General features: G+C 62.2%; 21 protein-coding genes. 12 read left to right on the forward strand and 9 right to left on the reverse strand.

Going from position 1 to position 23,303, the window contains the following annotated elements:
- The first annotated feature begins 13 nt into the window (after window positions 1-13).
- Window positions 14-1,189, forward strand: a complete 1,176-nt coding sequence (locus ACJD00_RS15090; RefSeq protein ID WP_418907709.1) for an MFS transporter — start codon at window positions 14-16, stop codon at window positions 1,187-1,189.
- Between the two features lie 488 nt (window positions 1,190-1,677).
- Window positions 1,678-3,012: an amidohydrolase family protein gene (locus tag ACJD00_RS15095; protein ID WP_418907710.1), complete on the forward strand. Its 1,335-nt coding sequence runs from the start codon at window positions 1,678-1,680 to the stop codon at window positions 3,010-3,012.
- 57 nt (window positions 3,013-3,069) lie between these two features.
- On the opposite strand, the gene ACJD00_RS15100 is transcribed toward ACJD00_RS15095, so the two are convergent.
- Together ACJD00_RS15100 and ACJD00_RS15105 are read right to left on the reverse strand one after the other, a co-directional pair.
- Window positions 3,070-3,552, reverse strand: a complete 483-nt coding sequence (locus ACJD00_RS15100) for a hypothetical protein (RefSeq protein ID WP_418907711.1) — start codon at window positions 3,550-3,552, stop codon at window positions 3,070-3,072.
- Between the two features lie 33 nt (window positions 3,553-3,585).
- Complete coding sequence (locus tag ACJD00_RS15105) at window positions 3,586-4,089, reverse strand: hypothetical protein (RefSeq protein WP_418907712.1); 504 nt, start codon at window positions 4,087-4,089, stop codon at window positions 3,586-3,588.
- A 205-nt stretch (window positions 4,090-4,294) separates the two neighbouring features.
- On the opposite strand from ACJD00_RS15105, the gene ACJD00_RS15110 reads away from it, so the two are divergent.
- Window positions 4,295-5,281 (forward strand): hypothetical protein, encoded by a 987-nt coding sequence (locus ACJD00_RS15110; RefSeq protein ID WP_418907713.1) that lies wholly within the window; start codon window positions 4,295-4,297, stop codon window positions 5,279-5,281.
- A 17-nt stretch (window positions 5,282-5,298) separates the two neighbouring features.
- Here ACJD00_RS15110 and ACJD00_RS15115 read toward each other — a convergent pair whose 3' ends face one another.
- Window positions 5,299-6,321, reverse strand: a complete 1,023-nt coding sequence (locus ACJD00_RS15115) for a YdcF family protein (RefSeq protein WP_418907714.1) — start codon at window positions 6,319-6,321, stop codon at window positions 5,299-5,301.
- 267 nt (window positions 6,322-6,588) lie between these two features.
- On the opposite strand from ACJD00_RS15115, the gene ACJD00_RS15120 reads away from it, so the two are divergent.
- From ACJD00_RS15120 to ACJD00_RS15135, 4 genes are read left to right on the forward strand one after another with little or no spacing between them, the layout of a single operon-like run.
- Complete coding sequence (locus tag ACJD00_RS15120) at window positions 6,589-8,124, forward strand: ABC transporter substrate-binding protein (RefSeq protein WP_418907715.1); 1,536 nt, start codon at window positions 6,589-6,591, stop codon at window positions 8,122-8,124.
- 1 nt (window position 8,125) lies between these two features.
- The gene (locus ACJD00_RS15125) at window positions 8,126-9,085 is read left to right on the forward strand and encodes an ABC transporter permease (protein ID WP_418907716.1); all 960 of its coding nucleotides are present in this window, start codon (window positions 8,126-8,128) and stop codon (window positions 9,083-9,085) included.
- The gene (locus ACJD00_RS15130) at window positions 9,075-9,929 is read left to right on the forward strand and encodes an ABC transporter permease (RefSeq protein WP_418907717.1); all 855 of its coding nucleotides are present in this window, start codon (window positions 9,075-9,077) and stop codon (window positions 9,927-9,929) included. The genes ACJD00_RS15125 and ACJD00_RS15130 overlap by 11 nt, the downstream gene beginning before the upstream one ends.
- Entirely contained in the window at window positions 9,922-11,454 is a 1,533-nt protein-coding gene (locus ACJD00_RS15135; RefSeq protein WP_418907718.1) for an ABC transporter ATP-binding protein, read from the forward strand. Before ACJD00_RS15130 ends, ACJD00_RS15135 begins: the two co-directional genes overlap by 8 nt.
- Window positions 11,455-11,495: 41 nt before the next feature.
- Here the strand turns inward: ACJD00_RS15135 and ACJD00_RS15140 are convergent, their stop codons facing one another.
- The gene (locus ACJD00_RS15140) at window positions 11,496-12,008 is read right to left on the reverse strand and encodes a hypothetical protein (RefSeq protein ID WP_418907719.1); all 513 of its coding nucleotides are present in this window, start codon (window positions 12,006-12,008) and stop codon (window positions 11,496-11,498) included.
- 167 nt (window positions 12,009-12,175) lie between these two features.
- Here ACJD00_RS15140 and ACJD00_RS15145 point away from each other — a divergent pair, with 167 nt between their 5' ends.
- Window positions 12,176-12,763, forward strand: a complete 588-nt coding sequence (locus tag ACJD00_RS15145) for an NADPH-dependent FMN reductase (RefSeq protein WP_418907720.1) — start codon at window positions 12,176-12,178, stop codon at window positions 12,761-12,763.
- On the opposite strand, the gene ACJD00_RS15150 is transcribed toward ACJD00_RS15145, so the two are convergent.
- Genes ACJD00_RS15150 through ACJD00_RS15160 form a run of 3 tightly spaced genes read right to left on the reverse strand, consistent with a single transcriptional unit; the run spans window position 12,764 to window position 17,519 of the window.
- Window positions 12,764-14,410, reverse strand: coding sequence for a thiamine pyrophosphate-binding protein (locus ACJD00_RS15150; RefSeq protein WP_418907721.1), 1,647 nt, complete (start codon window positions 14,408-14,410; stop codon window positions 12,764-12,766).
- A gap of 25 nt (window positions 14,411-14,435) precedes the next feature.
- Window positions 14,436-16,133, reverse strand: a complete 1,698-nt coding sequence (locus tag ACJD00_RS15155) for an amidohydrolase (protein ID WP_418907722.1) — start codon at window positions 16,131-16,133, stop codon at window positions 14,436-14,438.
- Window positions 16,134-16,157: 24 nt separating this feature from the next.
- Entirely contained in the window at window positions 16,158-17,519 is a 1,362-nt protein-coding gene (locus tag ACJD00_RS15160) for an MFS transporter (RefSeq protein WP_418907723.1), read from the reverse strand.
- Between the two features lie 222 nt (window positions 17,520-17,741).
- On the opposite strand from ACJD00_RS15160, the gene ACJD00_RS15165 reads away from it, so the two are divergent.
- From ACJD00_RS15165 to ACJD00_RS15180, 4 genes are all read left to right on the forward strand, one after another.
- A complete protein-coding gene (locus ACJD00_RS15165) occupies window positions 17,742-18,656 on the forward strand; it encodes an Lrp/AsnC family transcriptional regulator (protein ID WP_418907724.1) in 915 nt (304 codons plus the stop codon).
- Window positions 18,657-18,749: 93 nt separating this feature from the next.
- Complete coding sequence (locus ACJD00_RS15170; RefSeq protein WP_418907725.1) at window positions 18,750-19,985, forward strand: PLP-dependent aminotransferase family protein; 1,236 nt, start codon at window positions 18,750-18,752, stop codon at window positions 19,983-19,985.
- The gene (locus ACJD00_RS15175; RefSeq protein ID WP_418907726.1) at window positions 19,978-20,619 is read left to right on the forward strand and encodes a TetR/AcrR family transcriptional regulator; all 642 of its coding nucleotides are present in this window, start codon (window positions 19,978-19,980) and stop codon (window positions 20,617-20,619) included. The genes ACJD00_RS15170 and ACJD00_RS15175 overlap by 8 nt, the downstream gene beginning before the upstream one ends.
- A gap of 160 nt (window positions 20,620-20,779) precedes the next feature.
- Window positions 20,780-21,679, forward strand: a complete 900-nt coding sequence (locus ACJD00_RS15180; RefSeq protein WP_418907727.1) for a CHAD domain-containing protein — start codon at window positions 20,780-20,782, stop codon at window positions 21,677-21,679.
- 54 nt (window positions 21,680-21,733) lie between these two features.
- Here the strand turns inward: ACJD00_RS15180 and ACJD00_RS15185 are convergent, their stop codons facing one another.
- Together ACJD00_RS15185 and ACJD00_RS15190 are read right to left on the reverse strand one after the other, a co-directional pair.
- Complete coding sequence (locus ACJD00_RS15185; protein ID WP_418907728.1) at window positions 21,734-22,030, reverse strand: antibiotic biosynthesis monooxygenase family protein; 297 nt, start codon at window positions 22,028-22,030, stop codon at window positions 21,734-21,736.
- A gap of 71 nt (window positions 22,031-22,101) precedes the next feature.
- A complete protein-coding gene (locus ACJD00_RS15190) occupies window positions 22,102-23,139 on the reverse strand; it encodes a M14 family zinc carboxypeptidase (protein WP_418909346.1) in 1,038 nt (345 codons plus the stop codon).
- Window positions 23,140-23,303 lie beyond the last annotated feature (164 nt).

The following is a 23,303-nucleotide window of genomic DNA, read 5'->3' on the forward strand; positions in this document are numbered from 1 at the left end:
GTTAGGCAATGACATGTCCATATCCACTCGCACCACCGAACGAAATATCTACATCTACATCGCGGCGATCTCCGCCGTGCTCAACGCGGTCCTCCTCGTCGCTCCGATTTTGGCTTCCAAACTCAGCGCCGATCTGGGGCTCGAGCCGGCTCAGGTCGGTTTGATCGCGTCCGTGGAACTTGGCTGCTTCTCGCTGGCCACCGTGCCGGCCTTCCTGTGGCTACGCAAGGTCAATATCCGCAAACTCACCTTCTGGTGCCTGCTGGTGGTGATCACCGGCAACGTGCTGTCCTCGATGACCGACAGCTTCGGCTCCTTGCTCGCGGTCCGTGCGGTCACCTCGTTCGCCGCCGGTTCCATCATTGTGGTGATCCTGTCGCTCAGCGCCAAGGCCGCCAACCCCTCGCGGGCCTACGGTCTGTTTGTGGTCAGCCAGCTGGCCATGGGCGCGATCATTCTCTTTCTGTTCCCGGTGATCTACGCGCAGCGTTCCGTCTCGGCCGTGTACCTGACCCTTGCGGCGCTCGCCGCGCTGTGCCTGTTCTGCACGCTCTGCGTCAAGGGCAACGAACTCCACGCGGTACCCGGTGAACGTGCCGCCGTTCAGCGTCGCGTCTTCCCCTTCGCCTGCGCACTGATCGCGGTGCTCGGCTTTTACGTAGCCCTCGGCGGGGTTTGGACCTTCATGGGTCAGATTGCGATCGCCTCGCAGATCCCACTGGACACCGCTTCGAGCATGATTGGTATCGCCACCCTCTTCGGTGTCGCGGCCTCCTTCGTCAGCACCTTGGTCGGCGAAAACTCGCGGGCCCGCTACTTCGTGCTCGGTGGCTTCGTGCTGATGGGCATCTCCATCGCGTTCCTCTACGGGATGCCCGGGCTGATTCGTTTCGTGCTGGCGGCCGTGCTGTTCAAGATCGCGTGGAGCTGGTTGCTTCCCTTCTTGCTGGCCGAGGTCTCCCGCGTGGGTGGCCCGCAGGTTATGAACGCCACCAATATGGTCATCGGTGGCGGCTTGGCCATCGGTCCGATGCTTGCCGGCACCATCCTTCAGACCACCGGCAGCTTTACGGTCATGCTCACCGTGGCCCTTAGCATCCTGGCCGTGGCGGTTTTGGCCTCGCTGGTGGTGTTCCGGGCGGCGAATGTCTCGGCAGGTGAAGCCGAGCAACAGTCGGTGACGGCCTAATTCTCCTAACGCAGCATGCCCACCCTCACCAGGATGGTCAGGGTGGGCATCTCCGTGCGTACGAGAATCGGGCAAGTGGCTATTCGTCGCGTTGGCTGAACACTTTGTGGGCCGCTCGATCCGCCTTGTTTAAGTGCAAGGGCACGGGCCACGAAGCGGGTTAGCGGTGCCCGTGCGAGACACATATATTCCGAATCTATGCCCGAGAGACACCCATGTAGGGCACGCGGTGGATGAGGGCTCCCTGGTCGTCCAGGACCCGGACATTGCGAGCATTTCCGAGCTTGCGCCTAGTGGTGGCGCGACCGTCGACGGTCGTGCCACCACTAGGCATGTCCAGCAAAACTGAATACCAAATTTGGACTCCTCACCCTAACGCGCTGGCATCCTCCTAAACTGAAGGAAATATTTGGTATTCCATTTCTGGATATTTGCTTGCGATCCCCGTAAGATGGGCCGCAATCACCTCCCTGAAAGGCGTAACCATCATGTGCGAACACGACCACAGCACCGGGCCGGTCCCGACCGCAAAACTTGAACGACGACATGTCCTTGCCGGGGCCGCAGCGCTGGCCGGGCTCGGACTTGCCGGCATGGTGCCCGGGGTAGCCCAAGCCGCCGAGCACACCGGCAAGGGTGCTCCGGCACATGCGAAAAACCGCGCCGAAACCACTCCGCTCATTATCGAGGGTGGTTCGCTGATCGATCCGGCCACCGGAAACCTCGTCGAAGACGCCGTAGTGGTGCTGGCCGGAGGGATCGTCCAGGCCGTGGGCACGCGCGACGAAACTCGCAAGGCCGTGGCCAGCTACTCCGCGAACGCAACGCGAATCGACGCCCAGGGCAAATTCATCCTGCCCGGATTCGTCGACGCCCACGTTCACGCCCAAGCCTTTGAGGATGCGGCGCTGATCCTCAGCCACGGCGCCACCACGGTGCGCAGCGGCTCGACGAGTTTCTACCAGGACATCGCCTTGGCCAAGGTCCCCAACTACGCGCCAGGGTTGACCCCGCGCATGCATGCGGCCGGGCTCTTCGTCTCCCCGGATCAGTCCGACTCGATCCTGGCCGACCCGGATCTGGCGCCCTTGGCCGCACAGCGTCACGAGATCACCGATCCGAAGGACCTGGCCTACCTCACCGGGGTAAACATCGCCCGCGGCGCAACGGTTATCAAGACACGCGCCAACCCGCGTGCCGGCTTGGCCGAACAGGATCCACTGGAGCTGGTCTATGACCGTGAACAGCTGGCGTCGATCGTCCATGCCGCAAAGGGCGCGGGCGTGCTCTGCCACAGCTACAGCGCCGAGGGCATTGCCGGGGCGGTGGCTGCTGGCGTGAAGAGCATCGAGCATGGCGTATTCATGGATGAGCAGACCATGGTGCGCATGGCCCAGCAGGGTACGTACTTCACCCCGACCCTGTATGGCATCGCCGGTATGGCCAACTCCAGCAACCCGGTGCTGGCCGAGCGCGGGCGCGAATACGGCCCCGTGCTCGCCGAGGCCGCCCGTGCGGCGAACGAGTTGGGTGTGACCGTGATCGGTGGCACCGATTCCTTCGGCACCGATGTCACCCCGGTCGGCGCCGAGGCCAAGGCGCTGGCCGATGCTGGGCTGGGCACGCTCAAGGCGCTGCAGTCCATCACCACCGCACCGGCCAAACTGCTGGGTGTCGACACTCGCGGCGTGGGCCGACTGGTTCGCCGCGGCGTTGCCGATGTGGTGCTACTGGGTTCGAACCCGCTGGAAAGCGCCGCCGCGCTGGTGGATGTGCACACCGTGGTGGCGCAGGGCGCCATCGTTCGCAACGACGCAGCTTAGCGCGTCGTTGGGCCGGACCGGCGGGCTCTGTTCCGCCGGTCCGGCCCGCTCAATCCGCTATCTACTTTTCTTCTTCGTCTCGAAGGCCGGTGTCGTGACCGAGCATTCCACGGGCTTGCCCGGTGCACCGGTTTGCTTGGCCAGCTCACGCTCGCCATCCAGCAGAATTCGGCAGGTCGCCTTCGCACCGTTGCCCGGGGTCGCGCTGATCCGAGCATCCGCCTCGGCGGTCACCATCACGTCCTTCGTCCAGCTGGCTTTAGCCGCGTTCGACGCGCTGTTGGTGGTTACTGCTTCACCAACCGGCACATTGCTCGAGGACTCGCCACGCGAAGGGGCATCTAGGTAGCTGACCTCGGTGAGTCGATTAATGTCCTTGCCCTCGACCGTGACCTCGTAGGTCACCGACCATGCATCAGCGGTCTGCTTCTTCAGAAAGTCCGAGGCCCCGCAGGCGGTAAGGCTCAGTCCGAGCGCCAGAATCGAGCCGGTGGCCAACAGTCGGCGTCCGCGGCGGGCAGTGGTCGTTGAGGTAGTCATTGATAGAACTTCTTTCACTGAGGTGGGCGGCGGTTAGCGCTTGAGGTTAGGGGTAAAGGCATAGAGATAGCCGTCGGACTGGCTCACCCACCACTTGCCGCACAGGTCGGTGGCTTGGGACTCGGTGCCCTCCGGGTAGAAGTCTGCCTTCAACGTCGCTACGGATTCCTGTTTTTCGGCCAGCTCTTGCGGGGTGAATTTGCCTCCCGTGGTGCTGTCCTCGTGCTTGAGGGCCTTGACCCGTTCCTCGACGGTTGGTTTACCCTTGGTGGCCATCGCCGCGCAGGTCTTGGGCAACTTGCCGTCGTAGGTGGCGCGCACGACGCGCTCGTTGTTTGTGGTGGACTGCTTGATCTGCACATCAGTTGCGTTATCGGGAATCCAGTTGGCTACGACCTTCGCGCTCTTACCTTCTGCGGCGGTGGCGTAGCTGTGGGCTTCGGTGTGATCGGAAGCGATGGAGCACCCGGTCATGGTCAAGGCGCCGCCGAGGGCCAGCACGGAGAGTCCTAGTTTGGAGGCTTGTTTCATCGTCATACTTCAAGACTAGAAAATCTGATTTATCTTCTCGCGCCCCGTACGGTTGATTTGCCCGGAGCGGCTCTCCACCCCGGGTATGAGCGTACTGCGTTGGTCTCTCAGACCCACAGCTCCCTAACGACCGTGCCACCCGATCTACCTCGCCCGTTGCGGCACCTGCGTTCACCTGACAAATCACAGGTCCGAGACTAACCTGAGAGGCGTGAACCATTCTTCCAGTCGTCGTACGGATTTCCCTGCACGAAAGATGCCGGTAGCGCTTGCCGCCGCAGGCATCCTTGCCCTTTCAGCGTGTCAGCCGGCAGCTCCTCCGACCGTCGGCGGTGAGCCCACTGACTCGACGGCTTTCAGTACGCCCGACTCGTTAGGGGATTCCGACCGATTTCACCCAAACGACGAAGCGGTTAAGGCTAGCGCTTTAGCCGCCGGGAGACCCGAGGCGGCATATGACCTTCACTGCGAAGTGTGGTCCTTACCTAAGGCGCTCACCGAAGAGCAAAAGTGGGCCAACAGCCTAGGCAAGACATGGCTCGATGGCCATGGTGTCACCTGCCCGGATGCCATCACCTATCCCAACTACTTCGTGCAAGGGTTTGAACCTGGCGTGGAAGGAGAGCTCGTAGTTGCCCTAGAGAATTTTCCGGGCGCTCGTGAAGCAATGCCTGCTGCGTCCTGGGACATCATGGACCATGTGGGGCGCAAATACCCAGAACTAAACAAGATCACCGCCCGCATAGAAGGTAGCCAAGCCACGCACGAATTCAGGCGAGATTACTGGGAAACTACGTTGCCCATAGGAGAACGTACTGACATAGCGGCCACCAAACCCTATCCAGCCTCAGAACTTACCGGTCAAGCTTGGGCGGATGAGAAGTTTGACCAGTGGCTGACGCTGCTTGGCGCAGAAGATGTCAGCGACCTTACCGCCACCTTCAAGCTGATCACGTCATGGGACTCGCCCTCCAACGGGCACCTTCGCGTTTACCTCGACCCGTCCTTTATCAACACGAAGCTCGTTGATCGTGACATCGAGCCAGTGGAGCAGGACCTTCGAGGCATCGCCACCACGATCCTCGATAACTTACTACTGCGCGGGCCCGAGCTTGATCAGGTCACGGCCGTCGTTACGGGAACCGGAAAAGGTATCACGGTGTCCCGCGAAGACCCTTACTTCTCGGTAAACCAATAATGCCCCAAGCGGTTCCACTAGGCCCCTACTCCGTATCCGGTGTAATTCACGATTGCCAGCAGACCGGCCAGTAGCACCAGCGTGAAGGGCACCGCCATCGCGGCAAAGAAGCCCCAACGATCGCGCATGATCGCAATGAACTCACGTAGGAAGGCGCTGGGCCGGTAGTAGGCCGCGGTCTTGCTGCCGAAGGTCCGCGCGCTATAACCCATGGCGCGCGAGGCCAGCCCAGCACGGAGGTTGTGATAGTCGCTGGTTACGATCCAGAGCTGACCTTCGGGACGTCGGGCGCGAATGAGCTCGGCGGAGAACCGCAGGTTTTCGGTGGTGTCCTTGGCTCGGTCTTCGACGATGATGTCCTCTTCGGATACGCCTTGCTCGCGAAGGTAGCGAGCCATGGATTCGCCTTCCGGTTCGATTTCATCCGATCCCTGCCCGCCGCTGGGCACCATTAACGGCGCCGGGTCTAGGGGTAGCCGATAGAGTTCGATGCCGCGATCTAGGCGACTGCGCAATAGCGGAGTGACCTTGCCGTTGATGGCACGCGAGCCGAGCACGACGATGGCCGCCGCCGTACGGCGGATGGCGAAAAGCCCGTAGAACCAGGCGTAGAGCAACAACATGCTGAACATCGAGGCGATATAACCGGAAGCCACGAAGAGAATAAAGGCCAGCGCCACCGACCACCACTGGTTCACACCCACCAGAATCACTGCAATCACGGGCAGTCCCAGCACCAGCAACCCGAAGATCATCGAGAGCAGATTCGAGAGGCGCCGTCCCTCGCGTTTCAGCATGAGCACACCGTTATAGATCAGCACAAAACCGAAGATCAATACCGCAAAGGGAACGGCCAGCAACAAGAGGGCCGCGATGACGGTCCCGTCGGGCCACGCCGTTTCGATAATGGTTAGCCCCAAAGCCAGCGTGGAGAGCACGGCAAGGCTGAGCACCACCGCGTTGCGTAACCGCCGAGGCTCGCGCCGATAGAGCCAAGTCAGTAGTAACCAGAGAAAGAGTGTCGTCAGCAGCGTGCCCATAGCTTGATCGTATCAACGGAGCCACCAGCCAGGTGAGGCATTTTCGCTACGCCGCGTGACTTCCCGTGCGATAGCTCACATCGACCGTCGATCCATGCCGCCGAAATAATTATCGCAACTCAGCACCCTAATACCGACCCACCGCCTACGTGCTCACAAGTTACCATTCGGTCTCTTTGGCTAAGAAAACAATGGTGAAAATGTTTTAGGTTATGCTTACCAAGGTTTCTTACCACTACGACCCTCTGACTTGCCTCTAGGACCTCAATGAAACACCCCCGTCTCAAGTCCCTAGCCGCCCTGACCCTCGTGGCCCTAGGGCTGAGCTCCTGCGCTGCCGGCGGCAACGATGCCCCGGCCGTAGATTCCGAGGCTCGCCTCGTGGTGGATAACTTCCGCGCCCCGGTTTCGAACTGGGCTCTGGAAAGCGATGATGCCTATGTGCTCTCGATTTCCGGCTGCCTAGAGACGCTCACCCGCTATGACCAGAAGGCGCAGGAAGTTGTGCCGATGCTGGCTACCGAGTGGAAGCAAAGCGCCGAAAAGACCTGGGACTTCACCCTGCGCGAGGGTGTGACCTTCCAGGACGGCAGCGTCCTCGACGCCCAGTCGGTCACGGACGCGCTGAACCACGTTCTGAAGGCCACCGCCCCGGCCCGTGCGGTCAACCCGAAGACCATCTCCGCCGTCGAGGCACTCGACGAGAACACCGTGCGAGTGAGCACCCCTTCGGCCGACCCGCTGCTTCCCTACCGGATGGCCAGCGTTAACGCCGGAGTGCTCTCCCCGGCGGCCTACACCAAGGACGGCATTGACCCCTTCGGCCACTGCACCGGCCCCTTCACCCCGGTCTCCGAACAGGCCGGCCAGTCGCTGACCGTGGACCGCAATGAAAACTACTGGGGCGGAGACGTGAAGCTCGCCGGTGGCGAGATCCGCTTCATCACCGAGGGACCCACCCGAGCCACCCAGGTGCAGACCGGCGAGGCCGACATTTCCATGTCCATCCCCGCGACCTCCCTGGCCACCCTCGAGGCAGACCCGGCCGTCGAGTTGGCCAAGGCCGATTCGCCGCGCACCTCAACGCTGTACCTGAACAACTCCCGCGCCCCATTCGATAACGTGGACGTGCGTCGCGCCGTCACCAAGGCGCTGGATGTCTCGGCCATCGCCGACTCGGTCTACGAGGGTGCCGCCACCGGTGCCACCGGCCCCTTCGCCCCCAGCGAGCCGTGGGCGCTCGCCGATGCTCAGGTTCCGGCCACGGACGTCGAGGCCGCCAAGAAGCTTGTCGAGTCCTCCGGCTTCACCCGGGACAAGCCGCTGGAGATCATCGCGATCACCGAGCGCGCCGAATTCGCCGCCGTGGGCACCATCATTCAGGAACGCCTCAAGCAGATCGGCATCGAGTCCACCGTGGTCACCAAGTCCTACGGTGCAGTGGAACCGCAGCTGCTCAAGGGCGACTACGACATGCTACTCAGCCAGCGCAACCGGATGATCGACATCGCCAACCCGATCGGTTTCCTGCAGGCCGACTACACCTGCGAGGGTAGCTACAACCTCAGCGGCTACTGCAACCCGGAGTACGACAAGCTCGTTAGCGCGGCGGCCGCCGAGAAGGACGAGAAGGCCCGCAACGACCTGTACCGTCAGGCCGGTCAGCTCCTGGCCGACGATGCGGTGAACGTGTGGCTCGTGAACGAGCAGGCCATCGATGGGGTCCGTACCGAGGTTAGCGGCTACGTCCAAGACCCGCTGACTCGATATGTGATGACCAAGGACCTAGCCAAGACCAAGTAGCGTGACACCGGTTCTTTCACTCCTGCTGCGCCGTGCCCTCGGGCTCGGCGCAGCAGTGCTGCTTTCCTCCATCGCCGTATTTCTGGTGCCCTTCGTTTCCCCGGGCGACCCGGTGCGCAATCTGTTGCGCGCGCGTATGGATTTGGGAACCGCCGATGATGCCACGGTGGCGGCCTATGCCGAGCAGCTGGGTCTGAATGAACCGTTGTGGAAGCAGTATCTGGACTGGCTCGGGCGTTTTCTGCACGGAGATATGGGACTGTCCTACGTCAGCGGCACCCCGGTGGTGGACCGCGTGCTACCGGCGCTGGGGGTCACCCTGCTGCTGGCCGGCAGTGCCATCCTGATCGCCGTGCTCGTGTCCATCGTGTTGGGCGTGATCAGCGCGCTGCGCGCCGAGAAGCTCAGCGACAGGACCATCACCTCCATCACCCATGCGTTAATCGCCATCCCCGAGTACGCCATGGCCCCATTAGCGGTGCTGCTCTTCGCCGTCCGCTTGGCGTGGCTGCCCTCCGCGGGGCTGAGCTCTGCGACGTCGCTGGTCCTGCCGGTGGCGGTACTCTGCCTCCGCCCGATCAGTTTCTTCACCATCGCGGTACGCTCCGGGGTGCTGGAAACCCTGGGCTCCGAGCACGTGCTGGCGGCACGCGCCCGTGGGCTGAACGAAGCCCGGGTGTTGCTGCGCCATGTGATCCCCCATTCCCTGTTGCCGCTAAGCACCATGACCGGAGTCTGGTTTGCCGGGTTGCTCGGCGGGTCGGTGATCGTCGAGGTCATCTTCGCGCTACCGGGCATGGGCCGACTGGTTTACGACGCGATCGTCGACTCGGATCTGCCCATGGCGCAGGGCGGAGTGGTGCTCGTGGTGATGTGCGCGGTGGTGGTGACCACCCTGGTGGATCTGATCCATCAGCTTTCGGACCGCTCGGCCAATTTGGAGGTCTCCGGTGTCTCGTAAAACGACCCGCCTGCTTCTAAGCGCCCCGGCCATTGTGCTCGCGCTGATCCTGCTGGCCACCGTCTTCGCGCCGGTGTTGGCACCCTATGACCCCAACGCTCAGGATCTTGCCGCCCGGCTTCAGGGGCCGAGCCTGGCCCATTGGCTGGGCACCGATGATCTGGGCCGCGACACCCTCACCCGCTTACTCATCGGCGGACGCTATTCGCTGTCCATCGCGTTGCTGACCACGCTCCTGTCGCTGGCCGTGGGCACCGTGCTGGGGCTGCTCAGTGCCCTGCGCGGCGGTTGGCTCGATGAGCTGTTTTCCCGCACCAGCGACCTGCTCTTGGCGTTGCCGGAGATCGTGATCGCCCTGCTGATTATCGCGGTGGTGGGTCCGGGGTACCTCTCGATGATTCTGGCGGTATCCGTGGTGTCGTGGACGCCCACCGCCCGGCTTGTCCGCTCGCTCAGCGCCCAGGTGCTCGCCAGCGGATACGTGAGCGCCTCCCGGCATGCGGGCTGCTCGATCGGCTTCGTGCTGCGCCGCCACGTGATTCCGGCCCTGCTCGGTCCGGTGCTTGCACAAACTGCGCTACGCTTCGGGCTGTTGCTGGTGCTACTCGGTTCCCTGTCCTACCTGGGCATCGGGGTACAGCCTCCACAGTCGGACTGGGGCTCCATGCTCGCTCAGGCCCAACCGCATGCGGTGCGCTCGGCCTGGGGCCTGCTCGCCCCGGGCGGTGCGATCTTCACCGTCAGCCTCTGCGTGACCCTGCTGGGCAACCGCATCACCCACACCTATTCGGACCGCGACATTCTGCAGGTCGCCGGGCCGGCCCCCGGGGAGCGCCATGCATAAGGCCCTTGAACTACGCGACTACACGCTGCGCCGGGCCGATGGCGCCGCCTTGTTGCAGGGCGTGAACCTGACTCTGCGTCCCGGCGAGCTACTGGCACTGGTGGGACGCTCGGGCTCCGGAAAGACCCTGATCACCCGGGCACTCACCGGGCTGACCTCTCCGCAGCTACACGCCCAGGGACAACTGCTACTGGATGGCGAGCGCCTCGATAATGCCGCACCGCAGACTCTGCGCGCGTTGCGTGGGGCACGCATCGGCATGCTGTTTCAGCAGCCCAAGCGGGTGCTGAATCCGCGGCTGAGCATCGCCGCTCACCTCTATGAGGCCTTGGGCGCTTTCGGTCCGGCACGTCGCGCCGCCGCGTCGCGCCGCATTCCCGAGCTGTTAGCCGAGGCCGGGCTGAAGGATCCACACCGGGTCGCGCGGATGCGGCCAGGTCAGCTCTCCGGCGGCATGGCGCAACGGGCCATGGTGGCCATAGCCTTGGCCGCCGACCCTGACTACCTGCTCGCCGATGAGCCCACCGCTTCACTAGATTCGGTGCTGAAACATGAGGTGCTGGAACTCCTACGCTCCCGGCAACGCGAACGCGGGCTCGGGGTGCTACTCATTACCCACGACCTGGCCAGCGTGCGCAGCCTCGCGGACCGCATTGCCGTGCTCGAGCACGGGCACCTCGCCGAGTCCGGGCCGGCCACAGGACTACTGGACACACCGGAACACCGAGCGACCCGCGAGCTACTGGAAGCCAGCCTGCACCCGGTAGCCGGCACGGCGCCGGCCACCGGTGCTCCGGTGCTCGAAGCGCAGGCAGTGGAGGGGCGCTATCGTGGCGCGAAGCGTGCCGATCCGGCGCTTTGGCCGACCACGCTGACCCTGCACCGCGGCGAGGTGCTCGGGGTCGTGGGGCAATCCGGCTCGGGCAAGTCCACCTTCGCGCGGCTGCTGGCCGGGCTGCAGAAGCCCAGCGCCGGAAGCGTGCGTCGTTCCCACGGTGCCGAAGCCCCCAACGCCGTGCAGCTGATTTCTCAGGAACCTGCGGCGAGCTTTGACCGCCGATTGACCCTGCGTGAGTCGCTGAGCGCGGCCGTGCACCGGTTACCCAGTGCGCAGGCCAACGAGCTCATCGATCGTGCCGTTGCCCGCGTCGGCCTGGATGTGGCCCTGTGCGATCGCCGCCCGGGTACCTGTTCGGGCGGCCAGCTGCAACGTATGTCGATCGCCCGCGCGCTACTGGCCGAACCCCGGGTGCTGATCTGTGATGAGTCAACCTCCGCACTGGATACCGTCGCCCAACGCCATATCCTTGATCTGCTCCTGCAACTACGCACCGAACTGGGGCTGAGCCTGGTGATCATTTCGCACGATATGCAGGTGGTTGGGCATATGGCCGATAATGTCGCGGTCTTTGGTCAGGGGCGCCTACTGGAACACCGTCCCGCCGCGGAGCTCTTCGCCACCCCACACCATGAACAGACGCGCGCGCTACTCGCCGCCCGCCAGCCGGTCGGTGCCGCTGGCTGATATAGCTGTCTCGCGCCCCGCCAAATCTCACCACCGGCGGTTCAGGTCAGCAAGTCAAGATGTTGCCGCCGTCCACGAAGTAGCGGCTCAATATCCGCAACAACGTCAAGAGCCGGTATAGGTAGGTCGCGATCGAGGGTTTGAACCACAAGCGCCCGACCGTCAAAATCCCCGGCCAACCAACGGCTATTGTCGCTGTTGTCCCATACACCAAATTGCACAACAGATTGCTCCACGGTCACCGTCACGTCACGACGTTTGTCCGGCTCGCCAACGATCGCTTCTTGGTACCTGGCCACCTTCTGCGTCATCAAGGATCGGGCACTCAGTCGCCGGACAAGTCGCAAGCTGGACTGTCCAGTAGCCGCGAATACGGATGCTACGCGCCTGCCCTCCGTGGTGAAGTGATCAACTTGAAATCGACCTTCGTCCGCATCCCAATGCATTAAGGCTTGAGGGCCCGGCCATGAGCGGATCGCCCAGAGTTTGGCAGAACTGAACTGTGTACGGACCATTTGGTCGGCTAGGTCCAGTTCTCGACTCAAATCATCCATGGATTTCCTCGACTATCGCGATGTGGGTTGGTCGGGCAACAGCGGCTCTGGATCGACGTGCTCTCTACCTTTCCCACATTAGTGGACCCGTCGCATGGCGTCAGCCGGTCGGTGCCGCTGGCTGATAACACCTAGACAGGGCACCGGCGGCGGTGTTGAATGCAAGCATGGCTACTTACAACATCGGTTATATCGTCGGATCCCTGGCCAAGAATTCAATCAACCGGACCCTAGCTCACGCACTCATTGGGCTGGCTCCGAGTAACTTGAGATTCACCGAAATACCGATCAAGGACCTGCCGCTCTACAGCTACGACTACGACGACAACTACCCGCCCGAAGGCACGGCATTGAAACAGGCCATCGAAGGTTCGGATGGGCTACTCATCGTCTCCCCCGAGTACAACCGTTCCATTCCCGGCGGCCTCAAGAACGCCATCGACTGGGCCTCAAGACCCTGGGGCTCGAACTCTTTCGCCCGCAAACCCACCGGCCTCATTGGGGCCTCCCCGGGAGCCATCGGCACCGCGGTGATGCAATCCTCGATGCGCAGCGTGTTGAGCTTCCTCAACGTCCCGCAGCTCAACTCACCGGAAGCCTATGTGCACTTTGAGGCGGATGCCTTCGACGAAGAGGACAATGTCACCGATGCACGCACCCGCGAATTCCTCCAACACTACATCGACGAATACGCAGCCTTCGTCGAACGCGTGCTGGATGCCACCGCGGCCGGCCACATCGGCGACAGTCAGTAGTTAGCCCGCGAAGATCCCGGTGGGCACGTGAATCAGCTGTAACCCACCGGCGGCAAAGGCCGACTCAATAGCCTCGGCGAGCGCACCGGGTTCGCGTACCGCGCGCCCGGTGCCGCCGAAGGCCTGCACCAACAGCGGCCAGTCGGGTTGCCGTAACTCGACGCCCACCGGTACGATCCCACGATCCAGCTCGTTTTGCCGGATCTCGCCGTAACCTCCGTTATCGGCCACCACTACTACCAGGTCAAGGTTCTGCTCGACCGCCGTCATGAACTCTTGCACGGCGAACATCAGCGCCCCGTCGCCCAGTACGCAGAGCACCGGCCGTTCCGGATCGGCAACCTTGGCCCCTATGGCGGCGGGAAGCCCGTAGCCCAACGTGGCGTAGGCCGGTGTGTAAAGGAAACTACGCGGCTCGGCTAAGGGCACAAAGCTTGCGGTTCCGAGATAGGTAACCTGCGAGGAGTCTCCGGCGAGGATCGTTCCCTCAGGCATGGCCGAGGCGACCTGCTCGGCCAAACTGGCCAGCCCTCCGGCGATCTGCCGGCCTTGCTCCTTGGCCGCGCTACGCGCCGTAGCAGCCCTTGCTGCTCCGTCCCCCGGCGTCCGCCACAGCTTTGGTTCGGCCAACAGCTGCCGTAGCACCCGCTGACTGTGTCCCTGTAGTTGTATGTCGCTCGCGAGGTTTACCTGCATCTGGGTGGCGAGCAGGTCGATGCGAATCACCGTGCCCGATGGGCTGAGCGACTCAAACCAGAGTTCGGCGTCGCCGACCTTGGAACCGACCACCAGCAACACATCGGCCTCGTTGGCTAATTGTTGCGCCGCCGGCAAGCGAATTTCGCTGCCCACGGACAACGGGTGACTTTCATCGAGGACCGCCTTACCGTTCATGGTGGTGACCACCGGGGCGTCTAGAGCCTCGGCTAGTTCGCGCAAGGCCTCTGGCGCGGCGCTCGCTCCGCCGCCAGCCAGGATGACCGGGGTCGTGCTGCGCCCGAGTAGATCAGCGGCCCGGGCCACTGCACGCGAATCAGCTTCGTGATATGCCCGCCAGGGCACGGCTCGTTCCTGTTCGGCGGTGCTATCGCTGGGCCCCTCCAACACATCCAGCGGTATTTCGAGGTGGATCGGCCGCGGCCTGCCATAACGGAACAGCTCAAAGGCTTCGTGGATCACCTCCACCGCAGCTGCCCCGGAGGTCACCCGATATGAGGCATACATAATGGCGGAGGCTGCCCCGCTGGCGTCCTTCGTTTCGTGCAGGGCACCGCGGTCACTTCCCTCTTCTCCCAGCGGCACGCCGGGAGAGATCACGATCATCGGACGGGATTCGCAGTAGGCGGTTCCCGCCGCCGACAGCGCGTTGAGTAACCCGGGGCCGCTCGTGGTGAGCACGACGCCGGGTAGCCCGGTGCGCTGACTCCAGCCATCCGCCGCGTAGCCTGCCCCCTGCTCGTGACGAGCGGTCACCGGGTGAATGCCAAGGTCCTGCAACGGTCGGTAGAGCTCAAGGTTATGGGTGCCGGGAATCCCGAAGACCGTGTCGATGCCATAGGAACGTAGGGTGGCCATCACGCTGTGCCCTACGGTGGTCACGGGCTCCGGAGGCGGGACGGGCTCGGTGTGTGTTGCGGTGTCGGTCATCTTCTTGTCCTTTACGTTGCTTCACTCAGCGCTGGGTGCTCAGCGCGGCGTCGTTCACATGCTGCAGGTGGCCATCGATCCAGGTCTGCTCGACCCGGATATCGGCGATCGCCGCCGCCGACACCTGGTAGGGATCGGCCCCGAGGACCACGAAGTCGGCCCGTTTGCCCACACTGAGGGAACCGAGGTCATCTTCGCGGCCCAGCGCGGTAGCTGCGGTAATGGTGTGCGCCCGTACTGCCTGGTCCACGGTGATGCACAGATTCTCATCCCCCAGCCGGTGTCCACGCCGAGTCACGCGGGTGACCGCGGCCTGAATGGCCTCCAATGGGCGCGGTTCCGCCACCGGAGCATCGGAAGAAATCGTGATTGGGACCCCGGCCCGCTCAAACTCGCCTAAGGGGTTGAAGCGCTCGCCGGGGGTGCCGATGGCATCGGTGACGCCCTCGCCCCAGTTGTAGTAATGCTGCGGCTGGTTGACCGGGTAAATGCCGGCGGCGGCCATCCGGCTAATCTGCTCGGGCGTAGGTAGCCCACAGTGCTCGATGCGGTGCCGGGCGTCCGGGTCCGGACGCTCGGCTTGCGAGGCTTCAATGGCTGCAATGACCATTTCCAACGCCACCGGCGACTGTGCGTGTGTGGCGGTTTGCAGACCGGCTAGGTGGGCCCGCCGAATCAAGGCGGCATACTCGGCGGGCTCGTGATAGAGCTGGCCGGTACGGCAAGGGTCGCCCACATATCCATCCGGGAAGTACGCCGTCCAGCCACCCAAGGTGCCGTCGGCATAGAACTTAAACCCGGCGAACGCTAGGTGCGAATTGCCAAAGGCTCCCTGCATGCCGATGGCGATGCCCTCTTCTAGAAGATGCGAGAGGAAGTACATATTGACGCGTAGCTTCAGCTCATTCGCCTCGGCCATGCGTAGATACATGTCGAACTCGCGGCTCGAGACTTGGGCGTCGCCGATGGTGGTGACTCCTCCGGCGAGGAAGTCTTCTTGGGCGATGCGCAATTGTCGCAAGTGCTCCTCTGGGGCATCGGCCAGATGAAAGTTTGGTCCATGGTGCCCGACCTTGACCCCATCGAGACCGGTGAGGATATTACAGGCCGCGTCCGATAATTCGCCGGTGAGTGCTCCCTGCGCGTCGCGGAAGAATTCACCTCCCTCGGGGTTCGGAGATTCGGCGGTGATGCCATTGAGCTCAAGGGTGTAACTATTGACCACGCCCCCGTGCCCGGAGGCGTTCATCAGGTACACCTCCCGATCGGTGGCTACCTGATCCAGCTCCTGACGGGTGGGGTGGCGCTTCTCCGCGAGATTCTGTTGTTCGTAACCATAACCGCGCACGGGTAGACCATTCGGGCTCTGGAGTGCGGCTTCGCGGAGCAACTCGATAATTTCCGGGATGCTCCCGGCGCGCTCTGGGCCGCAGTCCACCCACGTTTTTAGTTGGCCAAACATCAAGGGATGCGCATGTGCGTCGATAAATCCCGGAAGAATGGTGCGTCCGGGAAAATCACGATGCATCGGCTCCGGTAGCGCAGACTGCGCAACAACCTGGCGGCAGTGTTCCTCTGACCCCACCGCAAGTATGCGTCCGGCGTGTACCAGCAGGGCCTGCGCCTGTGCCACCGACGGATCTAAGGTGTAGATGTTTTGTGCGGTAATCAATTGCGGAGCGAGCACTACGCTCGGCGCATCGAAGGAGACAAGCTTTCGCATGACGGCCTTTCTTCTGACTGGTGCTCAGTGACTCGAGGTGGACTGTGGGGCAGGATGCGGCTCGTCAGTTGCTGGGTCGCCCTGTGAGAGCTTGTCGCTTACCTCATCGGTAATCTGAGGGGCGAAGATCAGACAGGTGGTGCTCAGCGCGACCAGTGCTAGGAAGAACACAATCACCGAGGAGATCGAACCGGTGCTCGCGTAGAGGAAGGTGGCGGTCACCGGAGCTAAACCGGCCCAGACAGCTGCCGCGATCCCGTTGGACACTGAGATGCTGGTATAGCGAGCCTGCGGCGGGAACATCTGGGTCAGGATCGTGGCGACCGGCGCATAGGTGGCGGTCATGGTCAATCGCATGGCGATGAAAATGGCGAAGATCCAGAACGTTGAACCTCCCGAGAGGAGCAGGAACTGCGGGGCGACCAAGGCTCCGGAACCAAGCAGGCCGATGGCCATCACCTTCTTACGTCCCCATTTGTCGCCCAACCAGGCCACGAAGAGCGTGGCGACGAGCTCGACGAATGCCGCCGCCGAGAGCGCGTTGAGCACTAGGGTTTCGTCCAGTCCGACCTGCGGCTCGGTGGCATAGGCCGTAGCGAAGGTGGTGGTCAGATAGTAGCCACCGGATTCCACCGGGAGCAGGCCGATGGCCAATAGCATGACCTTCCAGTTCTTCTTCACGGCGTGGACCACCGGCAGGGCGCTTGGCTGTTGCGCCTTGGTTTCGGTGAATACCGGCGATTCCTCGAGACGCAGGCGAACCCAAAAGCCGAGGCCGATCAGCACGATGGAGATGAGGAACGGAATACGCCAGCCAAAGCCCATCAGGAAGTCGTCACCCTGAGCGGTAATGATGGCGAAGTTACCGGTGGCACCCAGAGCACCGGCTGAGTTACCCAACTGCGGGAATCCACCGTAGAAGGTCTTGTGTTTCTCCGGGGCACTTTCCACGGCCATCAGCACCGCACCGCCCCATTCGCCGCCGACAGCCAGACCCTGCACAATGCGCAAGATGAGCAATAGAATCGGTGCGATGACTCCGGCATTTTCGTAGGTCGGTAGCAAACCAACCGCTACCGTGGACAGGCCCATAAGTAGCAGCGTGATCACCAGTGAGGGGCGACGTCCGAAGCGGTCGCCGATATGACCAAAGATGATGCCACCGATGGGACGAACGAAGAAGCCCACTGCATAGGTGGCAAAGGCGGCGAGCACACCGAGCATGCGATCCGCTTCGGGGAAGAAGAGCGGCCCGAAGACTAGGGCCGCCGCCGTGGCGTAGACGTAGAAGTCGTACCATTCGATGGCCGTACCGACGAACGCGGCGACGCCGGCTCTACGTGCCCGAGCGTGGCTGAATTGCCCGGTGGTGGTGTTGCTGTGCATGGATGCACTCCCTCGCTTTGACCCCATCGAGCGGGGCGGAGCTCGTAATGACGAGAACACTCTAGGCATAGGTGACGCACCCCACAAAGGCTAAAATTAGGTAGATAGAAGGATCTACCTAATATCCGCCGGGGCATTCCGGCGAACTCCTGAGCGAATCTTTCTAGATACTCCACCTCAGCTTCATTAGTGCGCAACGGTCAGCGCAGATTGGTGTTTCTCATGTTCCACGAACATCTCGCGTCATCATCGCTCGACTCACGGATTGTTCAGGCGCTGCAACGTGATGGGCGAATTGGTTACCAAGAGCTCGCCCGTACCCTAGGGGCTTCTCGGGCCACCGTGGCCGATCACATGAATCGCCTGCTCAGCAACGGTGCGGTGCGCGTCTTCGCGGCCTATGACCCTTCCTTCCTCGGCCAGGAAGTCATTGCCCATCTGTCCATCCGCGTGAACGGGGCGAGCCTGCCGGTCGCGAAGCAGATCGCTCGACGTCCCGAGGCGGTGCTCGTGACCTGCATCAGTGGCGCTTGGAATCTCGTTGCCGAGGTGCGGGTGGGGAACTTGCGGGAATTGGATACGTTGTTGTCCACAGTGCGACAGATAGCGACTATTGAAGCCATCGACAGCGTGCTGTATTCGGGGGAACTCTCCGGGGTCTTCATCTCGCGCTACGACGGCGTCTCAACGGTGGACGAGATCGATCGGCACCTGATCTCACTTCTCCAAGAAGACGGTCGCGCCAGCTACACGAGGCTCGCCGATACCGTCGGGCTTTCCATCCCCGCGGCGCGGGCCCGCATCCAGAGACTGCTAGGTACGGGCATCATCCGCATCGCAGCCGTCGAACTTCGCGGAGGCGGCGGACGTCTCCTGTCACTGGGCCTAGGGCTGACCCTAATAGACGATGGCGGAGAAACCCTCACTCAATTGCGCGCTCACGACTGGATTGAATTTGCCACACCCTGCGTGGGACGTTACGACGCCGTGGCGACCATGGTCGGGCACTCCCCCAAGGAGTTACTGGCGCAGTTGGACCTACTGCGGGAAATGCCGGGAATTCGTCGGCTTGAAAGTTGGCACCACCTCGAACTGATCAAGGAGGACTACTCGCGACAGGCCCAGGTCTCTATCTAGAGGTCCTGAAATTACCTGTTGAAAATTTCAGTATGGACAACTTATTCTTGGCTGAGCGGAGACACATCCGCTCGCCAACGAAAGTGATGTCTCATGACTGCCCTCTCTCTAGCCCGCCGCGCTGCGGGATTTGTGCCCTCACCGGTTCGTGATGTGTGGGAGGTGTCCATGCAGCCGGGCATGATCTCACTCGCCGGGGGTAACCCGGACCTGTCGCTGATGGAGCTGGACTGGATGGCCTCGGTTAGCGCCGAAACCATCAAGAACCAGCCGGGCCGCGTACTACAGTACGGTTCGGGCACCGGGGACTCGCAGCTTCGCGCCGCGATCACCGAGTTGATGGCCGCCGAATCCATTCATGCCGACCCAGCGTCCATTCAGATCACCAGCGGCTCCCAGATGAGTCTGGACCTTATCGTGAAGCTGCTCTGCGACCCCGGAGATATCGTTCTCGCCGAGGGCCCCACATATGTGGGCGCCCTAGGCGTCTTCGGGGGCGCCGGGGTCGAGACGCGACATGTGGCCATGGATGCGCAAGGGCTGATCCCGGAGGATCTGGAACGGGTACTTAACGAACTAGCCGCGCTGGGTACGGCTCCTAAATTCCTCTACAGCATCCCCAACTTCCACAATCCCACCGGCATCACGCTGGCCGCAGAACGCCGCGAACAGGTGGTTCGCATCTGCGCACGGTTCAATATCCCGATCATTGAAGATAATCCCTACGGGTTGCTGAACTTCGGTGATCACACGCGCCCGGCACTGGTCAGCTTTGACCCTGAGCGCGTAATCTACCTCGGTTCCTTCTCCAAGATCCTCGCCCCCGGGCTACGAGTGGGTTGGGTCAGCGCGCCTCACTGGCTACGTCGTCCCTTGCAGCTCGCCGCCGAGTCAACGACCATTTGTCCCTCTAGCCTCAGCCAGGAATTGGCCTTGCAATTTATCGCCGAACGCCCGTGGCGCAAGGAAATCGCGGCGGCAACTGCGGCCTATCAACGCCGGGCAAACGCATTGTGCCACGAGCTTTCCGCGATGCTTCCGGAGAATGTGCAGTTCACCCTTCCTGGCGGCGGATTCTTCAGCTGGGTGACGTTGCCGCAGGGCTGGGATACCGCCGAGTTGCTCGAGCACGCCATCGCCCAGCAGGTAGTCTTCGTGCAGGGTTCCTCCTTCTATGCCGACGGCCAGGGCACGAACCAGTTACGTCTGGCTTTCAGTGCGGTAGCCGAGGAACAGCTCGCTGAGGGCGCCCGGCGCCTTGCGCACGCCATGAACGACTACGCTGCAAGCCGTGTAACCATACCCGCTACACTGTCTGTCGATGACTAGTGACAAGAGCAAACTCACCCAGTACGCGGTAACCGAGGAACAGAAGGCCGCCAAGCGGCAGACGATCCTACGCAGTACCTGCGCCGTCATCGCGAACCGCGGGGTGCAACGCTGTTCCTTCGCCGCCGTGGCCACGGACTGTGGACTGAGCGTAGGCATGATCCAGCACTACTTCAGCTCACGGTCCGCGTTGCTTTCTGCCGCCATCGACCACCGCATTCACGAATCGGAAAACGAATGGTTGCGCATCGTACGTGAGCACAGGCCCGGGCTGGATCAACTACGCGCTCTGGTGATGTTCTCGGTCGACTCGGAGCGCGGCTTCGGTGAAGGGTGGGGCTTTTGGCTCGAGGTTTTTGCCGCGGCACGCCATGATGAGGAACTGGCCGGAGCCGTTAATGAGGCATTAGAAACGTGGCGCGGATTCTTTGTGCGGGCCCTTGTCTTAGCCCAAGAATCCGGGGCAGTGCGGGCAGACCGACCGGCACAGCCGACGGCTCAGCTCTTACTTGCGTTGGTCGATGGCCTGGCGATGCAGACGAGCATTGGCTCGTACGCAGCAACACCGGAGCGGATGCGCGAGCATCTGCTGGGATTCGTGGACGACTACCTCGGCGGACGATCACCGAGGTAGTCACGGCCCGCGCCAGCACCGCTCTCGGTACGATTGAAATATCGTCGGCCGCGCGTTTCGCGCTGTCGGCTACCAAGGTACTCGACGCACGAAAGACGGAATTCTCGCCGTAACATCTGTCGAGGACCGAATCGACCGGACCGCGAGAATGAGGTGTGTCATGAACCGACCGCCTGATCAGCAGGCCAAAGCACCTGCCCATGACATCGCACTAAGCTATCTGTCCGCGCGCCTGAGCGAGATCAAACTCCTCGAATCCGATGTCCGCGCAGACGTGCCCGATTCCATTCATCAAATGCGCACTGCCGTACGTAAGTCCCGCTCCACGCTCGTTGCCTACCGCAAGGCACTAAGTTCCCTACCCACGCGGCAACTGAGTAGGGACTTGAAATGGCTGGGCCGAGTGCTTGGCGAAGCCCGCGACGCCGAGGTCTTACATGACCGGCTGAGCCACCGACTGGCGGAGCTTCCTGCCACGTCGCGTAGCGCCGAGATCTTCGCCCCTATCGACGCACGGCTTGCCCCAGCTTTCGCTACGGCCACCGTCAACGTCCTGCAAGTATTGGACTCAAACCGTTACGCGCTCCTCTTAGAAAACTTCGCCACGCTTCCTCGTCCTGTTCAAATGTCCCGGCCCGCCAAAGGTCAGACGAAGAAAACCTGCAGACAGATCACGCGTTCCGAGAACCTCAAGCTACGCATCGCCTACGATCGAGCCCTCGTCATTCCGGAGGGCCGATCCCGTGATGCGGCGCTACATGAGGTTCGAAAATGTGCCAAACGACTGATGCACACGGCCGAGGCACAGTGCGGCATTCGGCCACGACGCGCCCTCGAGGTATTCGCGCTCGCACGCCAGATCTCACGTTCCCTCGGCGAGGCGCACGACAGCGTCATCTGCCGCGATCTGCTGGCCCTGTTGGAGACCGACTCGCGTCTTCCCGAGTCTGCGCAGGAGGCCTACGGCCGCATCACCGTACGAGAGGCCCAGCTTTGCGACGAGGCGCTCCAAGAATTTACGAGGACCATGACCCGACTTGAGCAATACCCGCACAACTAGTAAACGTCCGCGCCGCACGAGATTTCTCGGCAACGCGGACGTCACTTGGCACGACTAGAGTTCGACGACCTCAAATTCCATGAGCTCGGCTCCGGTGGCCACCGGCTTGGTACCGGAAGGAGCGTGCGCCTTACCCGATCCCTGCTGACGCCAGTTCTCGAAATCCTCACGGCTGGCCCACTGAGTGTAGACGAAGTAGCGGTCTCCGCCACCGGTTGGGCGCAGCAGCTGGAAACCCTCGAACCCCGGTGCGGAATCTACCGCATGTTTGCGCGCAGCAAAGCGTGCTTCAAGTTCGGCGTTTGGTGCCCCGTCCGGAACCGATAGGGCATTGATGACGACAATCGACAAGGTCGAACTCCTTTGAACTGGACTACTCCGGGTAATCTCCAGCCTACGCCGAGGGCTCCTGTCGCCGCGGGCTATTCATCACCTTTGGTGTCCTCGAGCCACACCTGCTCCGGCAGGGTATCCCAGATGGACGTGTCGGCGGTTTCCACCGAACCATCGGCCACGGCCCTAATGGTGCTTTCTAGTGTGGTGATGGTCTGCTGCCGGAGGTAGCCGTTGGATTTCTGGCCCAACACGGCGTCGGGGTTCTCGTGATCACTCATGCCCCGCATTTCGAAGAGCAGCGTGGATATTCCGTACTCGGCGGCGACACCATTTCGGGCAATGGTGTTAGCGGTGCCGCCGGCGTACTTACCAAGGTGACCCCAGCCGGTCGGATCCACGCTCTGGTAGACAATGGCGCCCAGTCGCTTCGATCCCTCGAGGACTTCCGGAGCCACGTCGGGTGTTGTGGGGTGCAGGATGGATCCGGAGACTAATTTTCCGTCCACCGCCGAACGTGTGCCCTGGTGGTGCAGGTCGATCATGTAATCGATGTCGTACGCCTGCAGCACGTTGTAGTGCAACGCTTGGATCTCCGGCTGGGTCTTGGCCACGTGGTCGCGGTTGATATCGACATTGTTGGCGTTGTAACGGGTCAGGTGCCGATCCCCTTTAGCCAGATAGTCATCGAGCGGGAAGTCCACATCCCCCATGGCCCCATCGGGATTCAGCATCGGCAGCACCAGGATGTTCACGTTGTCCAAAACCGAACTCATTCGGCCGGTGCCCAAATGCTTGATGACCTCCAGGGCGCCTTCGGTGGTGAGTTGTTCGTTGCCGTGCTGCTGGGTCAGGAAAAGGATCGTGGGGTTTGCTGGGTCGGAAAGGTACTTCGCTAGGAACAGGTCGCGCCCCTTCACCGACTGCCCGATGACTTCTAGTTCGAGCGCGGACTGCTTGGCGTCCTGCTTCTTCAGTTCGGCGGCCATGGAATCGTAGGTGTGCAGAATCGAGGTGTTGATCGATTCATTACCCCCATAGTTAGGCCCTTCTCCGACGGCGAGGGCGGGAACGGAACCTAGGGATAACACCAACGCGGTGGAGGCCAAGACGCCGGCGACTTTGATGGCCTGCGTGCGGACGGGGCGAGGTTGATTGTTGGACGGCACGATGCGGTTCTCCTTTGAACTAGATGACGCGCCCCCAAGTACGCGAAGTGACATCCCTCACCTCATCATGATTCGATTTAGTAGACAAGAGCACCGCCAACTATATTTACGGCCCGACAAGG

The sequence above is a fragment of the Glutamicibacter endophyticus genome, assembly GCF_048457885.1.
GTDB classification, from domain to species: Bacteria; Actinomycetota; Actinomycetes; order Actinomycetales; family Micrococcaceae; genus Glutamicibacter; species Glutamicibacter endophyticus.